This window comes from Nocardia sp. BSTN01, from assembly GCF_015354405.1.
Taxonomy (GTDB): domain Bacteria; phylum Actinomycetota; class Actinomycetes; order Mycobacteriales; family Mycobacteriaceae; genus Nocardia.
Genome location: NZ_JADKYP010000002.1, coordinates 79,043 through 100,120, shown reverse-complemented (window position 1 = coordinate 100,120; position 21,078 = coordinate 79,043). Strand labels below are relative to the sequence as shown.

Below are 21,078 nucleotides of genomic sequence, written 5' to 3'. Positions count from 1 at the left end.
ATGGTGGCGAACTGTCGGTTTCAGTCCTCGCTGCCGGCGCGCTGCCCCACGAACGCCCGCAAGGCCGGGTCCGCGGAGACGATGCGGTCGACCTCATCGCCGCCGGTGCATTCGAACAGTCCGATGGTCACGTGCGCACCGCGCCGGCCCAGCACTCGCCAGACGCCACCGCTGTCCTGCCAGCGGATCAGCGCGGCGACGGCGGGGGAGGTCGGCGAATCGGTCACCTCACCATTGTGACGGCAACCCGAACCACCGGTCGCACATGGCGGGCCGTCACCGCGGCATCTCGGTCCGCACCGCCACCCAGACGATTCCGGAATCGGGTGCCCGTGACCGGTTTCGAGCCCGCGTACGCCGGGACCGCCGACTACGGCGGGGCGGTGTTCGGTCATGAAATGGGCATACGGCTCGGCGCGGTCCTGCGCGGAATATCCGCCGTCGCGTGCGTTGTGGGTCCGTCGGCGGGAGCCAGTGGTGATCGGGTCACAGCGAACGCGCCCGCGCCGACGGCCGTGAGTATCAGCGCCCGGCGTCGTGTCAGGGCCGAAGGTCTCATATGCGTCGAGGCCATTGCTCGATGCGGCGAGCCGGATGCGCCGGTCGTGGCAGCTCGCGATCATGCGGCCCACCGCGGGCCGTGCGGGTTCGCCGGGCGAGGGGCCGCACGGCCGCGCGAGGTACCGGTTACGGCGTGGAGTAGCCGATCAGGGCTCCGATCCCGGCGCCGATCGGGATGGTGATCAGGGCGCCGACGCCACCGAGGAAGAAGCCCAGGACCGCACCGATTCCGGCACCGACCGCTGCACCGACACCCGCGTTGTACTGCTTGCGGGCGAGGGTGTCGGAGGCTTCGTCGATCGCCTGCGCGGTGCGCTCGGTCGCCGACTGCGGTGTCAGCGTCAGCGTGCGGCCGGCATTCTCGATGCGCGGTGTGAGGCCGACGGTTCCGGAGGCCGTGCGCAGGCCGAGCGGAACCGAGGCGACGGCACGGCCGGCCGCATCGGTGAGAGTGACCGAGTCACCGGTGACGGTGAAGGATCCGGCGTCGACAGTGGTCGTCAGACCGGTGTGGTCGGCGGTCGGCGCGGTGACGAAGCCGACGCCCTGTTCGACACCGCGCACCGCGATCTCGGAGGCCGTGGCCGGTGCGGCCTGCACGACACCGGCGGCCGCGGTGGTGGCGCCGACGGCCAGCAGCGCGGTGGCGGCGAATTTCTTGGCTCTCATGATCTTTCCCCACATTCCGTCGGCCCGGCCGGGCCGACATGTCCCCTGTGGCCGGATCTCGGCCGCTTTCATTCTTACCCAGATACCGCGCCGGTGTTCGATTTCCGATTCGTGCGCGCCGAAACGTGCTCCGGCACAATGGGTTTGCTTGCCGTTCGCCGAGAAACCGCACTGCCGGCACTCGTTTCGGACGGCGACATCCGATCGCTCCGATTGCCGGCTGGATACTGCGATGTTCCTGCCCGCCGATCTCCACCGCCTTCGCCGCCGGCTCGGCCGACTTCGCCATACGCCTTCATCCGCACCTGCCGAGGTGACTTGCCGCCACCCGGGCCGGCGTCGAGAAGGCTCGGAACTGCGCCGATGCCGGCCCTCCGACTCGGCCGCCGGACCGCGACCACCACCGTTTCCACCTCCGCTCCCCGTATCGTCGACCGATGTGAGCGACGACGACGGTGCGACGCGCCCGCGATTGCGGCCCTCCGCGATCGGCGATCCCGGCGCGTTCGCCGAACACGTCTGCACCCGGCTCCAGCGCGAGATTCCCGCCTACCGGGGGATTGCCGTATCGGCCCTGGTGCCCTCGATCGCGGACGCGGTGGATCGTCTGATCAGCGCCATTTCGGCCGACCGGCCACTCGACGAACGAGAACTCGCGGATTTCCGTGAGTACGGCGCACTGCGCGCCGAACTGGGTGTGCCGCTCGAGGCGATGCTGCGCGGATGGCAGATCGTGGTCGGGGAGATGATCGAACGCATCGGCACTTCCGAACATTGGGCGACCCGGCCGGGCGCGGCACTGATGTCGGTGCTGGCAGCCCTGTTGCGCGCTTCGGACGCGGCCACGGTCGCCTACAGCTCCGGCCATCGCGAGGCCGAGGCACAGATCACACGCCGTCTCGACACCCGGCGCGACGATATGGTGCGCGCACTGGCCGAGGGCGCACTGCCCGCCGGGGAACTGCGCCGCCGCGCGCAATACATCGGGCTGCGCCTCGACGCTGCGTACGCGGCCTTCCGCGCGATCACCGATGAACCCGAGCACACCGAATGGGAGTTGCGGCAGCGGCGGGGGTTTCGTCCGCCGCGCGGCGTGGTGGCGATCCTCGACCGCGATGTGGTCGGCATCTGCGATCCGCACGACGATTCGGCGCCCTCGGCCGGAGTATTCCTCGGCGTCGGTCCTGCCTGTCCGCTCGAGGGGGTTCCGCATTCCCTGCGTGTCGCGGGCCGGGTCGCCGAGACCGCGCGGCTGTTCGGTCGGCCGGGCCGCCACACCCTCACCGATCTGGGCCTCCTACCGGCCGTGGTCGGCGACAGCGATGTGGGCGGCGCCCTGCTGCTCCGCTACATCACTCCGCTCGACGATGCCGAGGCCGGCTCGATACTCGACACCGTCGATGCCTATCTCGCGGCGGGCCTCAATGCCAGCGAAACCGGACATCGGCTGTATCTGCACCACAACACGGTCCGCTATCGATTGTCCCGATTCGAGGAGCTGACCGGGGCGTCGCTGAAGGATCCGCACGTGGCGCAGCAGGTGTGGTGGGCGCTGCGCTATCGGGAGCTGAATTCCGGCGCCGCGGAATCCTGACCGCAAGGGTCACAAGTCCGCGCCCCCGGATTTTGTGAACTATTACGAAACCAACCGGCCGTGCCGGCGGTTGATCGATACAGGGACTCGAGGTGGCGGCCGATATCCGCCGGTCACCGTCCCGACATGTCCGTGCGACGCTCGAAAGGCAGAACCGGCATCATGACATTCGCCGATCCGTTCACCGCCGTCTTCGCCGACGCCGTGGAGATGGCCGTGCGTGCACCGTCGGTGCACAACACCCAGCCGTGGCGGTGGTCGCTGCGCGAGGAGACCATCCACCTGCAGGCCGACGAGGCCCGGCAACTGACCGTGACCGATCCGGCCCAGCGCGCCTTGCTGCTGAGCTGCGGCGCGGCGCTGCACCACATGCGGGTGGCACTGGCGATGCTCGGCTGGTCCGCGCAGGTCACCTACCTTCCCGACGACACCGATCCCGACCACCTCGCGGCGATCACGATGCGCCCGCGCCCACCGTCGGCACGCGATATCGACCTGGCCGCGGCGATCGCCCACCGGCAGTCCGATCGCCGCCGCTACAGCACCCGCCCGGTGCCGCAGGCGCTCGTGCGTGAGGTGTCCGCCGATGCCCGCGCCTACGGCGCCGCGGCGCGGCAGGTGCCGCCGGAGTTGCGCCCGGAACTGGCCGACGCCGCCCGGATCGCGTCCCTGCGGCACGCCGCCGACCCGGCCTATCTGCACGAACTGGCGGTCTGGAGTGGGCGGCACGGGACCTCCGACGGTGTCCCGGCCGCGAACACCCCCGCGCCGCGGCCCGACGACGAGATCGCCAAACGCCGGTTCGAGTCGCCGGAGCTGGCCGATCCGGCCACCGACCCGGAGGCCGCCGAATGGCTGGTGGTGTGCACGACCGGCGACGATCGCCTCGCGCGGCTGCACGCCGGGGAAGCGGTGAGCGCGCTGCTGTTGTCGGCGACCACACTGGGCCTGTCGTCGAGTCTGCAGTCCGAGCCGCTGGCCATGCCCGATCTGCGTGCGGAAATGCGCCGCCACGTGCTTGCCGAGTGCGCGTATCCGCAGACGATGGTGCGGCTGGGCTGGCTGCCTTCCGGCGCGGCACCGCTGCCGCATACGCCACGGCGGCCGGTCACCGAGGTGATCGCGACCGCCGTCGCGTACTGATCGACGCGCGTCAGAGACCGGCGTCGGCGGCGATCTCGCGGGCGTGGGCGATGATCGCGTCGATGCGTTCGACGGTCGGCGTGCCCGCGGCGGCCTTGTTGCCCGGCGTATCGGCCGCCCGCCGCATCACGCCCTCGGCGATGATCGCCAGTTTCCACAATCCGAGCACGTGCCAGAAGGTGAGGGCGTCGCGGTCGCGCCCGGTCTCGTCGAGGTAGGCGCGCGCCATCTCGGCTCGACTCGGGAAGCCCGGCAGTGCCGAGGCCGGGAAGTCGCCGCCGATGTCCTCGCCGGGCTGGACCCAGTAGGCGAGCAGACTCCCCATATCGGCGAGGGGGTCGCCGAGGGTGGACAACTCCCAGTCCAGTGCGGCCACCACCGCGCCGCTGTCCCGCGAGGTGATCACGTTGCGCAGGTGGAAGTCACCATGCACCAGCGTCGTTTCCCGTTGCGGCGGAATCGATTCGGCGAGCCGGCGGGTCAGGTCGTCGAGTTCGGGCACCTCGCGGGTGCGCGACTGCTCCCACTGCCGCGACCACCGATTCAGCTGCCGCTGCGCATACGGTTTGTGACTGGCCAGATCCGCCAGCCCCACCGCCTCGAGATCGACCGCGTGGATACGCGCCAGCGTGTGGGTCAGGGATTCGGCGATGGCCAGGCGCCGCTGCGGGGTCAGCGACTCCGCGACCTCCATGGTGTCCACGACCTGCCCGTCGACGTATTCCATCAGCACCACCGGTGCGTCACAGACCTCGGAATCGGTGGAGACGGAGATGATTCCGGGCACCGGGACATCGGTACCGGCCAGCGCGGACATGATCCGCGATTCGCGCACCACATCGTGCGCGGAGGCCAGCAGCCGGCCGAGCGGCGGGCGCCGCAGCACCCAGCGGTGCCCGACGTCGTCGCGCACCAGATAGGTGAGATTGGACTGGCCGAGACCGATCCGGGTGAAGGTCGGAGCGCCGGTCAGCCCGACGCCCAGTCCGCCGATCCATCGGGTGATCGCCGCGGTGTCGATTCCGCGGGGCTGCTCCGGCGTCACGGTGCCGTCCGGAATGCCGCCGGGTGGCCGAGTCGCTGGCCGCCGTCGATGACCATCACCTCACCGGTGATCCACTGCGCCGCATCGGATACCAGGAACGCGATGGCCGACCCGATATCGTCGGGTTCGCCGATCCGGTCCAGGGCGGTCGCCTCGGCCACCAGATTCTCGTGTTCACGCCACAGCGCTTCGGCGAGTTTCGTCCGCACCACGCCGGGCGCGACGGCGTTGACCCGGACCCGTGGGGACAGCTCCAGCGCCATCTGTTTGGTGAGGTGGATGAGCGCCGCCTTGGAGGCGTTGTAGAGGCCGAGATTCGCCTCGAAACCCATACCGCCGATCGAGGCGGTGTTCACGACCGCGCCGCCGTGTTCACCCATCCACGCCTTGGTCGCCAGCGAGGTCCACAGAATCGGCGCCCACAGGTTGACGTCGAAGATCTTGGCGAACCGGCCGTAGTCCTGGTCGATCACCGGGCCGAACGCCGGATTGGTGCCGGCGTTGTTGACCAGGATGTCGACGCTGCCGAACCGCTCGAGGGTGCGGTCGATGCAGGCGCGCGCGGCATCCTCGTCGACGGCGTGCGCGGCGATGCCGAGCGCGTTGCCCTGCACCTGCGCGGCCGCGGCGTCGGCCGATTCCTGATCTCGCGAGGTCAGCACCACATCGGCCCCGGCCGCCGCGAGGGCCTGCGCGGTCGCGAGGCCGATACCGCGCGAGGCGCCGGTGACGATCGCGGTGCGGCCGGTCAGATCCGCATTCGCCATATCAGTTGGCCGCCTTCACATCTCGATACTTGCGCAGTTCCTGCCGGGCCAGCGTGCGCTTGTGCACCTCGTCGGGCCCGTCGGCCAGCCGCAGCGTGCGCAGGTGCGCCCAGGCCATCGCGAGCGGGAAGTCGTCGGTGACACCGGCGCCGCCGTGGACCTGGATGGCCCGATCGACGATCTTCAGCGCGATATTGGGCGCGGCGACCTTGATCGCGGCGATCTCGGTGCGCGCCTCCTTGTTGCCGACGGTATCCATCAGATAGGCCGCTTTCAGGGTCAGCAGCCGGATCATCTCGATATCGATGCGCGCCTCGGCGATCCAGTCCTGGATGTTGGCATTGGCGGCGATCGGCTTGCCGAAGGTGATGCGCGTGCTCGCCCGCCGGCACATCAATTCCAGTGCGCGCTCGGCCATTCCGATGGCCCGCATACAGTGGTGGATGCGGCCGGGGCCGAGCCGGGCCTGGCTGATCGCGAAGCCCTCGCCCTCGCCCTTCAGCACGTCTTTCAGCGGTACCCGGACATTCTCGAAGTCGATTTCGGCATGCCCTTCGCGGTCCTGATAGCCGAAGACCGGCAGGCCGCGCAGCACGGTCACGCCCGGGGCGTCGATGGGGACCACCATCATCGACTGCTGGCGGTGCGGCGCGGCGTCGGGATCGGTCTTGCCCATCACGATCAGCACGGTGCAGTTCGGATGCAGCGCGTTGGAGGCGAACCACTTGCGGCCGTTGAGGACGTACTCGTCGCCGTCGCGCACCATCGACAGTTCCACATTGGTGGCGTCGGAGCTGGCGACCGCGGGTTCGGTCATCGCGAACGCCGAGCGGATCGTGCCGGCCAGCAACGGCTTCAGGTACTTCTCCTTGTGCTCGTCGGTGCCGAAGAGCGTGAAGACCTCCATATTTCCGGTGTCCGGGGCATTGCAGTTGCACGCCTCCGGCGCCAGGTGGCTGCGGCCCATGATCTCGGCCAGCGGTGCGTACTCGAGGTTGGTCAGGCCCGGACCCCATTCCGCGTAGGGGTGGAACAGATTCCACAGACCGCGCCGCTGCGCCTCGGCCTTCAGCTCTTCGAGGATCGGCGGCTGGAAGTGCGGATCACCGGCGGCGCGCATCTGCTCGTCGTAGACGGCCTCGGCGGGGTAGACGTGCGAATCCATGAACTCCAGCAGCTGAGCGCGATACTTCTCGGCCCGCTCGGAGATGCCGAACATCGACATGTGATCTCCTGGTTGTTGTGAAATCTGGTGTGCGGCTTCAGTTCTCGTCGAGCAGACCGTGCTGGTAACGGCGCATGCCGGCCAGCCAGCGGTCGTAGTCGGATCCCTTGTGCCGGTACATCTCGAGCACATTGGGATGCGGCAGGATCAGGAACTGCTCGGTGTCGATCGCGGCCAGCACCGCGTCGGCGACCTGCGCGGGTTCGAGTACCTCGCCCGCGGCGGTCACCGCCCGGGTCGAGGCCGCGCCGAGGCGGTCGCCGGAGTCGCGCCCGGCGTACAGCAGGGGCGTGTCGACTCCCATGGGGCACAGGCAGCTGACTCGAATTCCCTTGTCGCCGTAGGTAACCGACAACCATTCGGCGAAGCCGACGGCGGCGTGTTTGGTCACCGAGTAGGTGGCCGACCCGATCTGGGTGAGCAGTCCGGCCGCCGAGGCGGTGCTGACGAAGTACCCCTCGCCGCGCTCGAGCCACCGGGGGACCAGTTGGGTGGCGGCGCGGATGTGCGCGCGCACGTTGACGTCGAAGGACCGGTCCCAGTCGGCCTCGGCGACCTCGAGCCCGACCGCACCGGCGATGCCGGCGTTCGCGAAATACAGGTCGACCGGGCCGAACGTCTTCTCCGCCAGCGCGATCAGGCTTGCGATCGCCTCGGGATCGCTGACGTCGGCACCCGCGCTCACGCATGCGCCGGGATGCTCGGCCGCCACCGCGTCGGCGACGCTCTTCGCGGCGGCCTCGTCGAGATCGGCGACGACGACTCGCGCGCCCGCGGCGGCGAGGCGGGCGGCGAGCGCACCACCGATACCGCCTCCGCCGCCGGTCACGATGGCCACTTTCTGCGCAACCTGCACTGCCGTACCCCTGTCCCTGTCCGTGATGTCACCTCACCGTAATTGAGGTCGACGTCAAGTTCAATTGCGGGTGTGCGCGCACGCCACACTCCGCTGTTGTAGCAGGTCTGCGCCGTGCCGGAGGGCGAAACGGCGAGTCAGGACTTGGCCGGGATACGCAGCGCGTTGACCCACAACCGGGTCGCGGTGTAGGTCAGCTCGTCCAGGTCGACCGGACGGCCGGTGTCGTCATCGCCCACGAAATGCCCGAAGGCCAAGCGGCTCACCATCCCGGACAGGGCGCGCGAGGCGAGCAGCGGATCGAGCTCGGGATCGGCCAGTCCCCGGCGTTGCAGCGATTCGATACTGCGCGCGTTGCGGTCGATGAACGCCTCGGCGCGGCGCTGGCGCAGCACCCGGAATTCGGGGTCGATATTGGCGACCTGTTCCAGCAGGCCCATGAGTTTGGCGTTGCGCTGGTAGGCCTCGAAGTAGGCGCGGTTGCTCGCGGCGACGACCGCGGCCGGATCGTCGGCCTCGGGCACATGCGGCATCCCCGGATGCAACATGTCCTCCTGAGCGATCTCCAGCACCGCCGCGAAGATCTCCTCCTTGCTGGAGAAATAGGTATAGAACGTGCCGGAGGAACAATGGGCCGCGGTCGTGATGTCGACCAGCCGGGTGTCGAGATAGCCACTGGTCTCGAAGACCCGGCGGGCGGCGGCGATCAACGCCGAGCGGGTACGCAACCCGCGTTCGGTAGTGGGCAATTCCCGCAGCAGGGAAGTTCGGGCCATCGACGGCGCCGTGTCCGTACTGCGACCATCCTCGCCGAACTTTCCCATGCAGCAGTTATAGCCGACGCGGCCGATTCGATAGCAGGCAGCCGGATTTGTCGTATTAGGGTCTGTTGATCTCGGAAGTCATCGGAGTGGAGAGTATGTCGAGATTGAGGAAGCTGCTGACGCTCGGGGCGGCAGTGGCGGCGGTTGCGCTCACCACGGTGCCGGTGCAGGCGCAGCAGCAACCCGAGTACACGCCCACCATGCTGGTGCTGGACGCCTCGGGATCCATGCGGGCCCCGGATCCCGGCGGCGGCACGAAACTGGATGCGGCCAAGGCCGCCGTGCACAGTTTCGTCGCCGCGGCCCCACCGCGGTCGAAGGTGGGACTGACGGTGTACGGGACCGGAACCGGATCCTCGGACGCGGAGAAGACCGCCGGATGTGCGGATGTGCGCACGCTGCGCGGCGCCGACATCATCGACAGGGCCGCCGTGAACACCGCCGTCGACGGTATCGAGGCCAGTGGATATACCCCGATCGGCGCCGCGCTGCGGGCGGCGGCAGAGGCACTTCCGAAGGAGGGGCCGCGTGCGATCGTCCTCGTCTCCGACGGCGAAGACACCTGCGCGCCACCGGATCCCTGTGCGGTCGCCCGGGAACTCGAGCGCCAGGGCGCCCGAATCGTGGTGCACGCCATAGGATTCGGTGTCGACGGGCCTGCCCGTACACAGCTCACGTGTATCGCGCAGCAGACCGGCGGTACGTATACCGACGCCGCCGACGGCACCGCGCTCGAACGCGTCCTGCCCAGGGTGAGCCAGGCGGCGTTGCGCACCTACACGCCGATCGGCGCACCGATCACCGGCGCCGCGACCTATCGAGATGCGCCGATCGCGGCGCCGGGCCAATATCTGGACACGATCGCCCAGCACGAGACGAAGTACTACGCCCTGGACGTGCCGCAGGGCGCGATGGCCTACTTCAGTGCGACGGTCGCCTTCCCGCACGTCCGGCAGAAACAGTCCGGCAACGACAACAGCGTGTTGTACCTGCGGGTCTACGGCGACGACGGCAAGGACTGCAACGTCTTCGAGTTCGAGCAGGTCGTGAACACCAGTGACGGTGTGGCCCTGACCGTCACCAAGTCGTGGGACGGCGCGACCAAGACCGATTCCGGATCCGACAGCGCCGCGAACGCGTGCCGCGGCGGCGGGCGCTACTACTTCGCACCCGAGTGGCACGGCGTCGCCGACAACATGCCGCAGCAGATGCCGATGGAGTTGCTGTTCGGCATCGAGCCGGCGGCCGGCGACCCCGGCCCGCCCGCGTCGACCACACCGACGGCGTTCACCCCGACGGCCGGCAGTGCCGTCGCGGTGACGGGCGGCGGATCGTTCAATGCCGCAACCACAGTGGAAGGTTCCGGCAGCTATTCCGACACCCTGCAGCGTGGCGAGTCGGTGTTCTATCGGGTCCCGCTCGAATGGGGTCAGGGTCTCGCCTATCGGGTGAATTTCCTGGATTCCGACAAGCACGGACTCGACGGGCTGTCGCGGGTCACGACCACGCTGTACTCGCCGATTCGCACCGAGATCGACCACGACTTCGCCAGCTACAACGGAGAATCCGCGACGATGCCGGCCGGCGATCCGCTGGCCACGCTGCCGGTGCGCTACAGCAACCGCACGGCCGGGGCCGGCAAGGGCGCCGCGCAGAGCCTGGCCGGTTGGTACTACATCGCCGTCTCCGTCAGCGCCTCGAATGTCGACGGGCTCGGTGCGCCGGTCCCGATTCGCCTGGATGTGACCGTCGGCGGGGCTGCCGAACCCGGACCGCATTACGAATCCGCCACGGCCCAGGGCATATTCGGTGAGCACGCGAGGCACACACCGGACGCATCGCCCTCGGCGGACAGCGGCGGTCGATCGCCGGCCTCGGCCGCCTCCGAAGCCGGCGACGGAGTTTCGCCGACGGTCCTCGTGGCCGTCATCGCCGGTGTCGTCCTCCTCGGACTGCTCCTCGGCGCGCTGGTGGTGTTACGAAGCCGCCGCAAGGAAACGCGCCCCTAGGACACCGCTACCTAGGCGGCCGCCGGAATTCGAGGGCCGGTCCGTGATTACTTGCGAGTGATCACGGACCGGCTCATCTGTTTCGCCGGACCACCACGTGTGCCAGGGTTTCGAGATCGCCGCGGGCGACACCTGACGGCAGCCCGGCCAGTGCGGAACGCAACGCCCGGTCGGCGTAGTCGCGGGTGAGTTCACGGCCACCGGCGGCAGCGATCAGTTCGGCCGCGCGCGCTACGTCGGCCGTCGTCATCGGCCGTGGGTCGCTGTACAGCCGGGCCAGTTCGCGGCCCGCGTCGGTATCGGAGGCCAGGGCGCACACCACCGGAAACGACCGCTTCCGTGCGGCCAGGTCGCTGAGCGCGGGTTTGCCGGTCACCGCCGGATCGCCCCAGATGTCGATGGCGTCGTCGACCAGTTGGAACGCGAGCCCCAGATTGCGGCCGAAGGTGTTGAACGCGGCCACCGTCCGCGAATCCGCACCCGCGCACAACGCGCCCAGGGCGCACGAACAACCCAGCAGCACAGCGGTTTTGCCCGCTGCCATGGACAGATAGTCCTCGACGGTCACATCCGGCCGGGTCTCGAAATCACAGTCCTGATATTGGCCGTGGCACAGCGTTGCGGCGGTGCGGGCCAGCCGGATCACCGCGGCGGCGCCGGTTTCCTCCGGCACTCCGCCGTCGGAGAGCACGGCGAATGCCAACGCCTGCAACGCGTCGCCGAGCAGCGTGGCATTGGTGGTGCCCCACACCCGCCAGACCGTGGGCCGGCCGTGGCGCAACGGATCGGCGTCCATCACGTCGTCGTGCACGAGGGAGAAGTTGTGCAGCAGCTCGACCGCGGCACCGGCGTGGACGGCATCGGCGACCGGTGCGCCGCAGGCGGCCGCGGCGGCCAGGGTCAGTGCCGGGCGCAGACCCTTGCCGTGCGCACCGGTGCGCGGATTGCCCTCGGCGTCGCACCAGCCGAAGTGGTAACCGGCCATCCGGTCCAGAGGGTGACCGAGCGTCGCGACAACGGCCCGCAGGACCGGTGCGATCGCCGTGTGGGCATCGGCGAGCAAGGCCCCCGCAGAGCGCGTACCCGGTGTGGCATCGCTGGTGGCGCGGGGGCGGCGCCCGGGTTCGCGGGGGAGCGCGCAGTCCTTGCGGTCCGGTGCGGGAAGACGTTGTTCCGGAGGGGAGGTGGTGGGTTTGGATGATCGCATGACCGGCCCCGCTCGCTAGGGCACAGCCGCCGCGCCCGCTCCGCGTCGCGGTCGGCGGTGCGTGAAGTATTCATCGTCGCACCGGAACCCGCGGGCCGGGCGGTGGCCCGGGTTGCGTTTGCGCAACGCCCGCGGGTCGCCGTCAGGCCAGGGGTGCGCCGTGTTCGAGTGCCTCGCGCGGTGCACTGGTGTAGCGCGCGGCCTGATAGTGGTAGTCGAAGTTGGCTCGTACGTATCGGGTGTAACAGGTTGCGGTGCTGAGGATATCGGCGCGCTCGTGGCCGGACAGGCCCGCCGCGTCGAGTTCGGCGGGCAGTGCATCGATGCCTGTCAGCATCCGGCGCACACATCCGGTGAGCATCCGGTCGACCACCTCCACCGCCTGTTTCCGGTCGAGGCCCTGCTGCCGTTCGGCCAGCAGCACCGAGTTGTACAGGTACTCCGAGGCCTCGTCGGAGTCGATGGACAGGATGTCGTTGAACAATCCCATATGTTCGACGGACGCCTCCCGTATCGCACGAAACGCCGGCAGGCCGCGCGCTGCCGCGCACAGGTCGACGCCCTCCGCGATCTCGCTGATATCGAGAAATACATACAGCGCCACGGAATCTCGCCGATGGGCCCGATAGTCGTCCAGATCGGGATAGCGATCGGTGAGCCGCCCGATGCTCTCGGTGTAGTAGGTCCACAGCCATGCCGAGAGTTCGGTGCGCACGGCATGGCGCCACTGGCTGGAACGTCCGGCGCACAGTTCGCGCCAGAGTTCGGCGAAGGCCACCGCGAGCACCCCGCGCGGTCGCGTACCGTCTTCGAACACCTCCTCCAGTTCGGTGATGGTCGCCAAGGTCCGTGCCGGGTCGGGAACTTCGATGTCGAACTGATCGTCGACGATGAAAGCCCACGCGGTGAATCGGCTCAGCAATCCCAGCGCGTCCACCCCGGCGTACGGGCACCACAGCGCGTACATACGAGCCGGCCGGGTCCGGCGCATGCGCCGGCGAGTCGGCTCCGAGGGAACCAGATCACAACGTTCGAGCCAGGCCCACATGACCTGCTCGGCCTCCGATTCGGCGGGATTGGCCCCCTCCGAATCGAACGGCATCAAGAAGCCGGTTGCATGCATCGAAACCCCCTATCTCCCAAGCAGTTTAGCGCGAGGGCGAAAATCCGGGGGTTCGGTTGGCGATTTCGAGACGACGCGGCCGGAGACAAGGCGCAGTGCCACAACGGATTCGGATCGCGAGGGCACTCACGCCCGAGCGCCGACACCGGCACGCTGTGCGAAGGTGGCGATATCGTCACGCACCGCCACCGCACGGCCTTTCGGATGTGGGTGGCGGTGCGGCGTTCAGACGTGCGCCGGCAACAGGGCGAGGATCTCGGCGGTGGTGCCGTTTTCGGCGAGGAGCGGGAAGATCGTTCCTATCGAGTTCTTGTGCGCCTCCGCGTTGATGTCGGTCACGGCGTCGGTGGCGATCGTGACACTGAAACCGGCGTCGTATGCGTGGCGGACGGTGGACTCCACACCGAGGCTGGTGGCGATACCGGTGACCACTATCTGGGTCACGTCCCGCCGCTGGAGCGCAGCGGCCAAATCGGTGCCCGACAGACCACTCCAGCCGCGCTTGGTGACAACGAGATCGCCGGCCTGCTGATTCAGCTCGGGCACGATGTCCAGGAACCCATCCGGGGTCTGCTCGACACGGGGAGCAGAGACCTCGCTGCGTCCGGTGGGCGCCTGCGCGGGATCGAACCGGACCAGCACGACGGGCAGACCGGCGGCGCGGAATTGTGCCGCCAGAGCCGCGGCGTTGGCGATCACGTCGGCGATCGGATGGGCCGTGGGGTAGCCGGTGGTGCCGGCCTGCAGGTCGACAACCACCAGGGCGGTGCGCTCATCGAGCGTCGTCACAGGCATGATGTTTGTTCCTTTCTCAGGTCCACTGCTCGTGGCAGAGGGGCAGAAGTACGCGGTCGACGAAACGGGCGATCCGGGCTCGGTCGGGAGGAACGCCGCACACCAGGATCTCGTGTAGGTAGAACGATCGCGCCACGTCCGCGACATATTCCGCGTCGACGCCGATCCCGATCTCTCCCCGTTGAGCCGCAGCGGCGAGAAGGTCTGTGCAGTAGGCAGTCTCGTGCCGCCTGATGAGCTCTCGCGCGAACGCACCGAGGTCTCCCGCGATCCGCGACGCGACGAGAAGACCCACCACGAGATTGGGCGACGCCTTCTCGGACGCCGCTTGGCTCTCCAAATTGGCGATCAGGTCGCCGCGCAGTGTTCCGGTGTTCGCCAGGGTGACGGATGCCATCAACTCTTGCTCGACCGCTCGCTGAAGGGCGGCTGTCATGAGTTCGTCCTTGTTGGCCCATCGCCGGTAGGCGGTCTTCGTGCTGGCTCCGGCCGCCTCGCACACAGCGCCGACGGTGAACCTGTCGTACCCAACCTGCGACAACACCTCGAGCGCCGCGTCGAGCAGCGCCGCCTCCCGCTCATGACTCGGTGGCCGGCCGACGGTAGCCGCCTGGGTTTCTCTCATCGCCGCCTCAATTAGGAAGGGAAAGTGTTTCCTTTCCTAACCGTAGACCCGGCTGCGCTGCCGAGCCAGCACGAGTGAGAGCTGTCACAGTCAGGCGGCGCGGATCTGCGGTAATCCCCATTCGGCGGCGAGCAGTTCGTGTGAGCGCAAGCGGTCCTCGTGCCGGTAGGTGACGCTGGTGACGACGAGTTCGTCGGCGCCGGTCAACTGCTGCAGCGCCGAGAGCCGTTCGGCCACCGAACCCGGTGCGCCGACGAATTGGGTGGTGACGCGATCGTGCACCAGGCGCTGCTGCTGTTCGGTCAGCGCGGGCGCGGTGTCGGGGTCGAGGTATTCGGCGGCGCCGGCGCCGCTGCGGATGCTGTAGACCCAATGCCCGTAGGTCGAGGCCAGGTGGGCGGCGGTCGCGTCGTCGTCGGCGACGACCACGTCCGCCGACACGATCAGATACGGCCGGTCGAGAACCGCCGACGGCCGGAAGGCGGCGCGATACGCCTCCACCGTCTCCACGATCGTGCCGGGGGAGACGTGGTAGTTGGCCGCGAACGGCAGTCCGAGCCGGCCCGCGAGCTGCGCGCTCTCACCGCCGGAACTACCGAACAGCCACAGCTGCACCTCGGCGCCCTCGCCCGGAACGGCATGCAGCGCAATACCTTCCGAGCTGCGGTAGTTCCCGGTCAGCAGATCGCGGATCTCGCGGACCTGACGGCCGTAGTCCAGCGGCTGGGTCCCGGGCAGTTGCAGCGCCTCGAAACTCGCCGCCAGCCGGGCGGTATCGAGCAGCCGTCCGGAACTGAACGGCGGCGGGATCACCACACCGTCGCGCACCCGGGTCGGGCGCTCGGGCGCCGGCACCGGTTTCACCCCCGCCGAGCGCACCTCGGCGATCCGATGCGCCGAGCGCCCCAGGCCCAGATCCAGCCGGCCCGGATACAGCGCGTCGATGGTGCCGAACGCCTCGACCACCGCCGCGGAGGTGTGGTGGCCGGCTTGCACGGCGGCCGAGCCGACCCGGATGGTGTCGGTGGCGGCCGCGATCAAGGCGATGAGCGTGGTCGGTGCGGACGAGGCCACCGCGACGAAATGGTGTTCGGCGACCCAGAATCGGCGATAACCCCACGACTCGGCGTGGCGGGCCAGATCGACGGTGTTACGCAGCGCCTGCCGCGGGGTGGACCCGGCACTGACGGGGGAGAGATCCAGAATCGACAACGGCACGGTCATGACGCTCGCACTCCTTCGCTGTCGCGATGCGGATGGCGCAGCCCCAGATGTTCGCGCAGGGTCACACCGGTGTATTCGGTTCGGAAACTGCCCAGGTCCTGAAGTTCGGGAACGACCTTGTCGACGAATTCGTCGAGTCCGGCGGGCGTGAGATGGGGGACGAGTACGAATCCGTCGGCGGCGTCGGACTGCACGTATCGATCGATCTCCGCGGCGACCTGCGCGGGCGTGCCGACGAACTGCTGGCGCGCGGTCACCTCGATGATCAGTTCCCGGATGCTCAGCTTCTCGGCCTCCGCCTTGGCACGCCAGGCCTCGGCGATCGCGCGCGGGTCCTTGGCGTGCCGGACACGTCCACGGGTGATGTTCGCGTTGTCGACCGGATCGATCTCGGGCAGCGGGCCGTCGGGGTCGTAGCCGGAAAGGTCACGGCCCCAGACCTGTTCGAGGAAGGCGATCGCCGTCTGGGGTCCGACCTGCTGCAGCCGGATCTCCCGCGCCCGCTCCTGCGCGTCGGCGTCACTGTCACCGAGCACGAAGGTCGCGGCGGGCAGGATCTTCAGATCGTCGCGCCGGCGACCGTACTTCGCGAGCCGGGTCTTGATGTCGGTGTAGAACTGGCGCCCGTCCTCGAGTTCGCCGTGGCGGCTGAAGATCGCATCGGCCTTCGCGGCGGCGAATTCGCGGCCCTCCTCGGAATCACCGGCTTGGATCTGCACCGGATACCCCTGCGGGCTCGCCGGCAATCCGTAGACGCCCTCGATATCGAATTGCGTGCCGCGATAACTGAATCGGGGCGCCGGGCCGCCGAACACACCGCGTTCGCGGTCGACGACCGGCGCCCCGCCGGCGCGACTGTCCCAGATCGCGCGGGTCGCGTCGACCACTTCCGCCGCGCGCACGTAGCGCTGCGAGTGGTCCAGATAGCCACCACGCCGGAAATTCTCACCGGTGAAGGCGTCGGACGAGGTGACGGCGTTCCAGGCGGCCCGCCCACCCGACAGGTGGTCCAGGCTGGCGAATTGCCGTGCGAGTTCGAAGGGTTCGTTGAACGTGGTGTTGATCGTGCCGGCCAGGCCGAGATGGGTCGTGACCCCGGCGAGCGCGTCGAGCACGGTGAAGGTGTCGGGACGGCCGACCACGTCGAGGTCGAAGATCCGGCCGCGGTGTTCGCGCAGGCGCAAGCCCTCGGCGAGGAAGAAGAAGTCGAACAGTCCGCGCTCGGCGGTGCGCGCCAGGTGGACGAAGGAGTCGAACTCGATCTGGCTGCCCGATTCCGGCACGCTCCACACCGTGGTGTTGTTCACCCCCGGAAAGTGGGCGGCCAGATGAACCTGCTTGCGTACCTGTTGTTTCGGCATCCTCATCCTCGGGCGAGTGCGTAACGGTTGGCGGGGCGCGTCAATCCGATGCGGGCGCGCAGGCTGCGTGCCGGCCGGTCGAGCGCCGCGGTGAACGCGGGCACCGCCAGGGGCCGCAACACCAGACCGTCGGCGGCGCACTCGCGCTGGGCCCGGTCCAGCAGCGCGCGCAGACCGTCGGCGGTGCCGAGATGGCGCACGGTCGCGGGCGGGGCCGCCGGGCCCCAGGCGTCCAACTGGTCGAGTTCGGCATGCGCCCGGTCCTCGGTCGCGGCCAGATGCACCTCGACGTCCAGCAGGATCCGCACCTCGTCGGGGGACCGCCCGGCCGCGGCGACCGCGGAGCGCAGCCGGGTGCGCAGGGCGGCCGCTTCGTCGAGGTCGGGGGCGCCGACCCGGATCAGATCGGCGCGGTGGACCGCGACGCGGGTGCTCGCGGGCGACTCGGCGCGCACCGCGATCGGCGGCTGCCCCTGCGGCGGGCGCGGCGTGATCGAGGGGCCCTTGACCGAGAAGTTCTCGCCCTCGAAGTCGATGTAGTGCAGCCGATCGCGGTCGATGAAGCGGCCGGTCGCGAGATCGCGGATCTCGGCGTCGTCCTCCCAGCTGTCCCACAGCCGGGTCACCACCTCGATCGCCTCGTCCGCCTCGCGCCACAACGAGGCGTCGTCCTGCGGCTGTTTGCGGCCGAACAGGGTCGTCTGTTCGGCGTCCGCGGAGACGGCGACCTCCCAACCGGCTCGGCCGTAGCCGGCGTAGTCGAGTGCGGCGATCGCCTTGGACACATGGAACGGTTCGGTGTGGGTGACCGTCGCCCGCGGGATCAGCCCGATGCTGCGGGTCGCGGCGGCGGCGCGGGCGGCGAGCGCGATCGCGTCGAGCGGGCCGTAACCGTGCGCGTCCACACCGAAGGTGTCCGGGAGGAAGACGAAGTCGAGTCCGGCCCGGTCGGCGGCGGTGATCGCGTCGAGCCAATAGCCGGGCGTGAACAGCTCCTCGGCGCGGGAGTCGGCCCGCCGCCACGACGCCGGGTGGGTACCCGTGCCGAACAATTCCACCCCGAGCAGAGGCGGGAACGACGACATACGAAAGCGTCCTTTCGATCGACAGGAGAGACACCGCCGGATCGCGGTTCACGGGAAGCGGAGATGTCCCGCGATCGCCGGATGGGCAGAAGCTCAAACTATGAGAAATCGCCTGCGGCGTCAGCACTCTCGATCGCGGTGAATTCTATTCTTGCGGCGGGCGGCATCGGCGGGGGAGCCGCGACGGCAAGGAGGGCTCGGATACTGCGGGCCGGCGTTCGTGACCGCTTCCGGAATTCCGAAGCCGCGGGCTCCTAAGGTGGCGGCATGTCCGACAACGAGCGGAATACCCCGGCCGCGGTGCCGGTGGCCCCGACCGGGTGGCGCGGCCACTGGCATCGATTCCGGCACTCGCCGTATCTGCCGGCGACGGTGCTGGTGTTCATTCTGGCGATCGCGGCCGGACTGTTCGCCGGCTCCTACACCTATATCCTCGCCAATCCGACACCGCACCGGATCCCCGTCGCGGTTGTCGATGCGGGCACCGCGGTGCCGGCGCCCGACCAGCGCTTCCTCGACACCATGGATCAGGCTCTGAACGGCTCCCTGCATCCGCTGCACTACGACACTCCGGCGGCGGCGCGCGAAGCCGTCGAATCGCAGCGGGTGTTCGCGATCCTCGATGTGCGCACCGCGGAGCGGATCCCGGTCGAAATTTCGGGTGCGTCCGGATCGTCGGTGGCCCAGGTGGTCGTCACCGCGGCCGCCGAGGCGAGCCGCCAGACCCGGATACCGATCGCGGTGACCGATATCAATCCGCTGCAGCCGGGCGATCCGCGCGGATTGGCCATCTTCTACATCACCCTGGCGGCGGTGATCATCGGCTTCGTCGGCGCGATCCAGCTCAGTGTGCACGCCGGTGCGTTGAGCGCGGTGCAGCGGATCGCCTTCACCGTCGCCTACGCCCTGCTGGGCGGATTCGCGATCGCCGCCGTGGTGGATTGGTGGCTGGGCGCGCTGACGCTGCCGTTCCTGCAGTCGTGGGGAATTCTCGCGTTCACGATGTTCACCTCGGGCATGATCTTCTCGATGTTCAGCGCGCTGTTCGGCCGCTGGGCGATGATCCCGACCTGGGGTGTGATGGTGCTGCTGGGCAACCCGTCCTCGGGCGGCGCGGTGTCATGGCCGCTGCTGCCGTCGGTACTCGGCGCGATCGGCCGCTGGCTGCCGCCGGGCGCCTCGGTGAACGCCCAGCACACCGCGGTGTATTTCTCGGGCCACCAGCACATATTCCCGTATCTGGTGCTCGCCGGGTGGGCGCTGGTCGCCTCCGCGGTGTTCTGGGTGTGGCGGGACCGGCAGGCCGGCGCCCCCCGCCCGGCCGATTCCGGCCAATAGTTCGCGACCTCAGGCGGACCGCTCGATCACCGGCCGTGCGAACCCGCCCGGCACCGCGGCGAGCAGTTCGCGTGTGTATTCGTGCCCGGGGTTGTCGAACAGCGTTGCGGTGGTCGCTGTTTCGACGATCCGCCCCTGCCGCATCACCGCGACGCGGTCGCTGATCTGGCGCACCACGGCCAGATCGTGGGAGATGAACAGATAGCTCAGCTCCAGTTCGGACTGCAGCCGCTCCAGCAGCGCCAGGATCTGCGCCTGCACCCCGACATCGAGTGCCGACACCGGCTCGTCCAGCACCAGCACATCCGGGCGCAGTGCCAGCGCCCGCGCGATCGCGACACGCTGCCGCTGCCCACCCGAGAGCCGCTCCGGGCGCCGGTCCGCGACCTCGCCGGGCAGAGCGACCTGTTCGAGCAGTTCGGCGACCCGGGCACGGCGTTCACTGCGATCGCCGATACCGAAGGCCTGCAACGGTTCTCCCACGATCTTCGCGACACTGAGCGTGGGATTGAGCGAGGTGTACGGGTTCTGGTACACCACCTGGACGCGGCGGCGAAACTCCCGTAGCCCGGCGCCGCGCAACCCGGCGACATCGCGCCCGTCGAAGCGGATACTGCCCGCATCGGGTGCGGACAGCCTCGCGAGGATGCGAGCGGTGGTGGTCTTGCCGGAGCCGGATTCGCCGACCAGCGCTAGTGTTTCGCCGCGATCGAGATTCAGTGACACGTCGTCGACCGCATCCGTGCGCACGCCCCGCGCGATCCGGAAACTCTTGCGCAGACCGGTCGCCACCAGCAGCGGTTGTTCGGCACGCGGGCGCGCCCGGCGCACCGGAGTCTCGGCGCTCGGCGCGGCGGCGAGCAGCTCGGCGGTGTATTCGTGCTGCGGATCGGTGAGAACGGCTGTGGTGGTGCCGCTTTCGACGATCCGGCCGTGCCGCATCACCACGATCCGATCGGCGCGGTCGGCGGCCACCGCGAGGTCGTGGGTGATCAGCAGTACCGCGGTGCCGAGTTGTGCGGTGCGGTCGGCGAGGTGGTCGAGGATGCGGCGCTGCACGGTGACGTCCAGGGCGCTGGTCGGCTCGTCGGCGATCACCAGTTCCGGTTCGCAGGCCAGCGCGATCGCGATCAGCACCCGCTGGCGTTGCCCGCCGGACAGATCCTGCGGGTACTGCCGCGCCCGCACCTCCGGCCGGTCCAGGCCCGCCTCGGTGAGCAACCGCACGGCCTCCAGCCGCGCCGTGCGACGATCGGCCCGCCGATGGATGCGCAACACCTCCGCCACCTGATCGCCGATGCGCTGCACCGGGTTCAGCGACGTTCCGGGGTCCTGCGGGACGAGTCCGATACGCGCACCCCGCAGGCCGCGCAGAGTGCGTTCGGACGCGGTGTCGAGCCGGTGGCCGTCGAAAACGATTCCGCCGCCGGTTACTTCCGCCGACTGCGGCAGCAGGCCGATCACGGCATGGGCGAGGGTGGATTTGCCCGAACCCGATTCGCCGACCAGCGCGACGGTCTCCCCGCGCGCGATCTCCAGCGCCGCACCGGACACCGCGTCCACCGATGTGCCGCCGTAGCGAACGTGCAGTTCGTCGACCCGCAACAAGGTGTCCTCACTCATTGTC

General features: G+C 69.1%; 19 protein-coding genes. 4 read left to right on the top strand and 15 right to left on the bottom strand.

All coding sequences use genetic code 11. The features are described 5' to 3' along the window. Window positions 1-20: 20 nt before the first annotated feature. Window positions 21-227: a hypothetical protein gene (locus IRT45_RS02085; protein WP_194804171.1), complete on the bottom strand. Its 207-nt coding sequence runs from the start codon at window positions 225-227 to the stop codon at window positions 21-23. A 460-nt stretch (window positions 228-687) separates the two neighbouring features. Beyond that, the gene (locus IRT45_RS02080) at window positions 688-1,230 is read right to left on the bottom strand and encodes a hypothetical protein (protein ID WP_063007544.1); all 543 of its coding nucleotides are present in this window, start codon (window positions 1,228-1,230) and stop codon (window positions 688-690) included. A gap of 439 nt (window positions 1,231-1,669) precedes the next feature. Between IRT45_RS02080 and IRT45_RS37680 the strand changes: the two genes are divergently transcribed. Together IRT45_RS37680 and IRT45_RS02070 are read left to right on the top strand one after the other, a co-directional pair. Beyond that, entirely contained in the window at window positions 1,670-2,824 is a 1,155-nt protein-coding gene (locus IRT45_RS37680) for a helix-turn-helix domain-containing protein (protein WP_309240763.1), read from the top strand. 162 nt (window positions 2,825-2,986) lie between these two features. Then, window positions 2,987-3,967, top strand: coding sequence for an Acg family FMN-binding oxidoreductase (locus IRT45_RS02070; protein WP_194804169.1), 981 nt, complete (start codon window positions 2,987-2,989; stop codon window positions 3,965-3,967). 10 nt (window positions 3,968-3,977) lie between these two features. Here IRT45_RS02070 and IRT45_RS02065 read toward each other — a convergent pair whose 3' ends face one another. The 5 genes from IRT45_RS02065 to IRT45_RS02045 all read right to left on the bottom strand — a co-directional run bounded on the left by IRT45_RS02065 (window position 3,978) and on the right by IRT45_RS02045 (window position 8,636). After that, on the bottom strand, window positions 3,978-5,012 hold the full coding sequence (locus IRT45_RS02065) for a phosphotransferase family protein (RefSeq protein ID WP_309240762.1): 1,035 nt from the start codon (window positions 5,010-5,012) through the stop codon (window positions 3,978-3,980). After that, window positions 5,009-5,779 carry an SDR family oxidoreductase gene (locus tag IRT45_RS02060; protein ID WP_194804168.1) on the bottom strand — a complete coding sequence of 257 codons (771 nt, stop codon included), beginning with the start codon at window positions 5,777-5,779 and terminating at the stop codon, window positions 5,009-5,011. Before IRT45_RS02060 ends, IRT45_RS02065 begins: the two co-directional genes overlap by 4 nt. 1 nt (window position 5,780) lies before the next feature. Beyond that, window positions 5,781-7,004 (bottom strand): acyl-CoA dehydrogenase family protein, encoded by a 1,224-nt coding sequence (locus tag IRT45_RS02055; RefSeq protein ID WP_194804167.1) that lies wholly within the window; start codon window positions 7,002-7,004, stop codon window positions 5,781-5,783. 37 nt (window positions 7,005-7,041) lie between these two features. Next, a complete protein-coding gene (locus tag IRT45_RS02050; protein ID WP_194804166.1) occupies window positions 7,042-7,860 on the bottom strand; it encodes an SDR family oxidoreductase in 819 nt (272 codons plus the stop codon). Window positions 7,861-7,997: 137 nt separating this feature from the next. Continuing rightward, window positions 7,998-8,636 carry a TetR/AcrR family transcriptional regulator gene (locus IRT45_RS02045; RefSeq protein ID WP_194804165.1) on the bottom strand — a complete coding sequence of 213 codons (639 nt, stop codon included), beginning with the start codon at window positions 8,634-8,636 and terminating at the stop codon, window positions 7,998-8,000. Between the two features lie 143 nt (window positions 8,637-8,779). On the opposite strand from IRT45_RS02045, the gene IRT45_RS02040 reads away from it, so the two are divergent. Further along, complete coding sequence (locus tag IRT45_RS02040; protein WP_194804164.1) at window positions 8,780-10,693, top strand: VWA domain-containing protein; 1,914 nt, start codon at window positions 8,780-8,782, stop codon at window positions 10,691-10,693. A gap of 73 nt (window positions 10,694-10,766) precedes the next feature. Here IRT45_RS02040 and IRT45_RS02035 read toward each other — a convergent pair whose 3' ends face one another. From IRT45_RS02035 to IRT45_RS02005, 7 genes are all read right to left on the bottom strand, one after another. Further along, window positions 10,767-11,900: a polyprenyl synthetase family protein gene (locus IRT45_RS02035; protein ID WP_194804163.1), complete on the bottom strand. Its 1,134-nt coding sequence runs from the start codon at window positions 11,898-11,900 to the stop codon at window positions 10,767-10,769. A gap of 142 nt (window positions 11,901-12,042) precedes the next feature. Then, window positions 12,043-13,023, bottom strand: coding sequence for a terpene synthase family protein (locus IRT45_RS02030; protein ID WP_194804162.1), 981 nt, complete (start codon window positions 13,021-13,023; stop codon window positions 12,043-12,045). Between the two features lie 225 nt (window positions 13,024-13,248). Beyond that, entirely contained in the window at window positions 13,249-13,818 is a 570-nt protein-coding gene (locus tag IRT45_RS02025) for an isochorismatase family protein (RefSeq protein ID WP_194804161.1), read from the bottom strand. A gap of 16 nt (window positions 13,819-13,834) precedes the next feature. Continuing rightward, entirely contained in the window at window positions 13,835-14,443 is a 609-nt protein-coding gene (locus IRT45_RS02020) for a TetR/AcrR family transcriptional regulator (protein WP_194804160.1), read from the bottom strand. A 90-nt stretch (window positions 14,444-14,533) separates the two neighbouring features. Beyond that, window positions 14,534-15,667: an LLM class flavin-dependent oxidoreductase gene (locus tag IRT45_RS02015; protein ID WP_194804159.1), complete on the bottom strand. Its 1,134-nt coding sequence runs from the start codon at window positions 15,665-15,667 to the stop codon at window positions 14,534-14,536. Further along, a complete protein-coding gene (locus IRT45_RS02010; protein ID WP_194804158.1) occupies window positions 15,664-17,028 on the bottom strand; it encodes an NtaA/DmoA family FMN-dependent monooxygenase in 1,365 nt (454 codons plus the stop codon). Before IRT45_RS02010 ends, IRT45_RS02015 begins: the two co-directional genes overlap by 4 nt. Before the next feature lie 2 nt (window positions 17,029-17,030). After that, on the bottom strand, window positions 17,031-18,113 hold the full coding sequence (locus IRT45_RS02005) for an LLM class flavin-dependent oxidoreductase (protein WP_194804157.1): 1,083 nt from the start codon (window positions 18,111-18,113) through the stop codon (window positions 17,031-17,033). A gap of 267 nt (window positions 18,114-18,380) precedes the next feature. Here IRT45_RS02005 and IRT45_RS02000 point away from each other — a divergent pair, with 267 nt between their 5' ends. Further along, the gene (locus IRT45_RS02000; RefSeq protein WP_194804156.1) at window positions 18,381-19,451 is read left to right on the top strand and encodes an ABC transporter permease; all 1,071 of its coding nucleotides are present in this window, start codon (window positions 18,381-18,383) and stop codon (window positions 19,449-19,451) included. 9 nt (window positions 19,452-19,460) lie between these two features. Here the strand turns inward: IRT45_RS02000 and IRT45_RS01995 are convergent, their stop codons facing one another. After that, window positions 19,461-21,074, bottom strand: coding sequence for an ABC transporter ATP-binding protein (locus tag IRT45_RS01995; protein WP_194804155.1), 1,614 nt, complete (start codon window positions 21,072-21,074; stop codon window positions 19,461-19,463). Window positions 21,075-21,078 lie beyond the last annotated feature (4 nt).

Bases quoted from the DNA above. Each gene is read 5' to 3' on its own strand.
- IRT45_RS02030 (WP_194804162.1), bottom strand. From the start codon at position 13,023: ATGCATGCAACCGGCTTCTTGATGCCGTTCGATTCGGAGGGGGCCAAT.
- IRT45_RS02015 (WP_194804159.1), bottom strand. From the start codon at position 15,667: ATGACCGTGCCGTTGTCGATTCTGGATCTCTCCCCCGTCAGTGCCGGG.
- IRT45_RS02035 (WP_194804163.1), bottom strand. From the start codon at position 11,900: ATGCGATCATCCAAACCCACCACCTCCCCTCCGGAACAACGTCTTCCC.
- IRT45_RS01995 (WP_194804155.1), bottom strand. From the start codon at position 21,074: ATGAGTGAGGACACCTTGTTGCGGGTCGACGAACTGCACGTTCGCTAC.
- IRT45_RS02055 (WP_194804167.1), bottom strand. From the start codon at position 7,004: ATGTCGATGTTCGGCATCTCCGAGCGGGCCGAGAAGTATCGCGCTCAG.
- IRT45_RS02005 (WP_194804157.1), bottom strand. From the start codon at position 18,113: ATGTCGTCGTTCCCGCCTCTGCTCGGGGTGGAATTGTTCGGCACGGGT.
- IRT45_RS02010 (WP_194804158.1), bottom strand. From the start codon at position 17,028: ATGCCGAAACAACAGGTACGCAAGCAGGTTCATCTGGCCGCCCACTTT.
- IRT45_RS02045 (WP_194804165.1), bottom strand. From the start codon at position 8,636: ATGGCCCGAACTTCCCTGCTGCGGGAATTGCCCACTACCGAACGCGGG.
- IRT45_RS02020 (WP_194804160.1), bottom strand. From the start codon at position 14,443: ATGAGAGAAACCCAGGCGGCTACCGTCGGCCGGCCACCGAGTCATGAG.
- IRT45_RS02040 (WP_194804164.1), top strand. From the start codon at position 8,780: ATGTCGAGATTGAGGAAGCTGCTGACGCTCGGGGCGGCAGTGGCGGCG.
- IRT45_RS02080 (WP_063007544.1), bottom strand. From the start codon at position 1,230: ATGAGAGCCAAGAAATTCGCCGCCACCGCGCTGCTGGCCGTCGGCGCC.
- IRT45_RS02000 (WP_194804156.1), top strand. From the start codon at position 18,381: ATGTCCGACAACGAGCGGAATACCCCGGCCGCGGTGCCGGTGGCCCCG.
- IRT45_RS02070 (WP_194804169.1), top strand. From the start codon at position 2,987: ATGACATTCGCCGATCCGTTCACCGCCGTCTTCGCCGACGCCGTGGAG.
- IRT45_RS02060 (WP_194804168.1), bottom strand. From the start codon at position 5,779: ATGGCGAATGCGGATCTGACCGGCCGCACCGCGATCGTCACCGGCGCC.
- IRT45_RS02025 (WP_194804161.1), bottom strand. From the start codon at position 13,818: ATGCCTGTGACGACGCTCGATGAGCGCACCGCCCTGGTGGTTGTCGAC.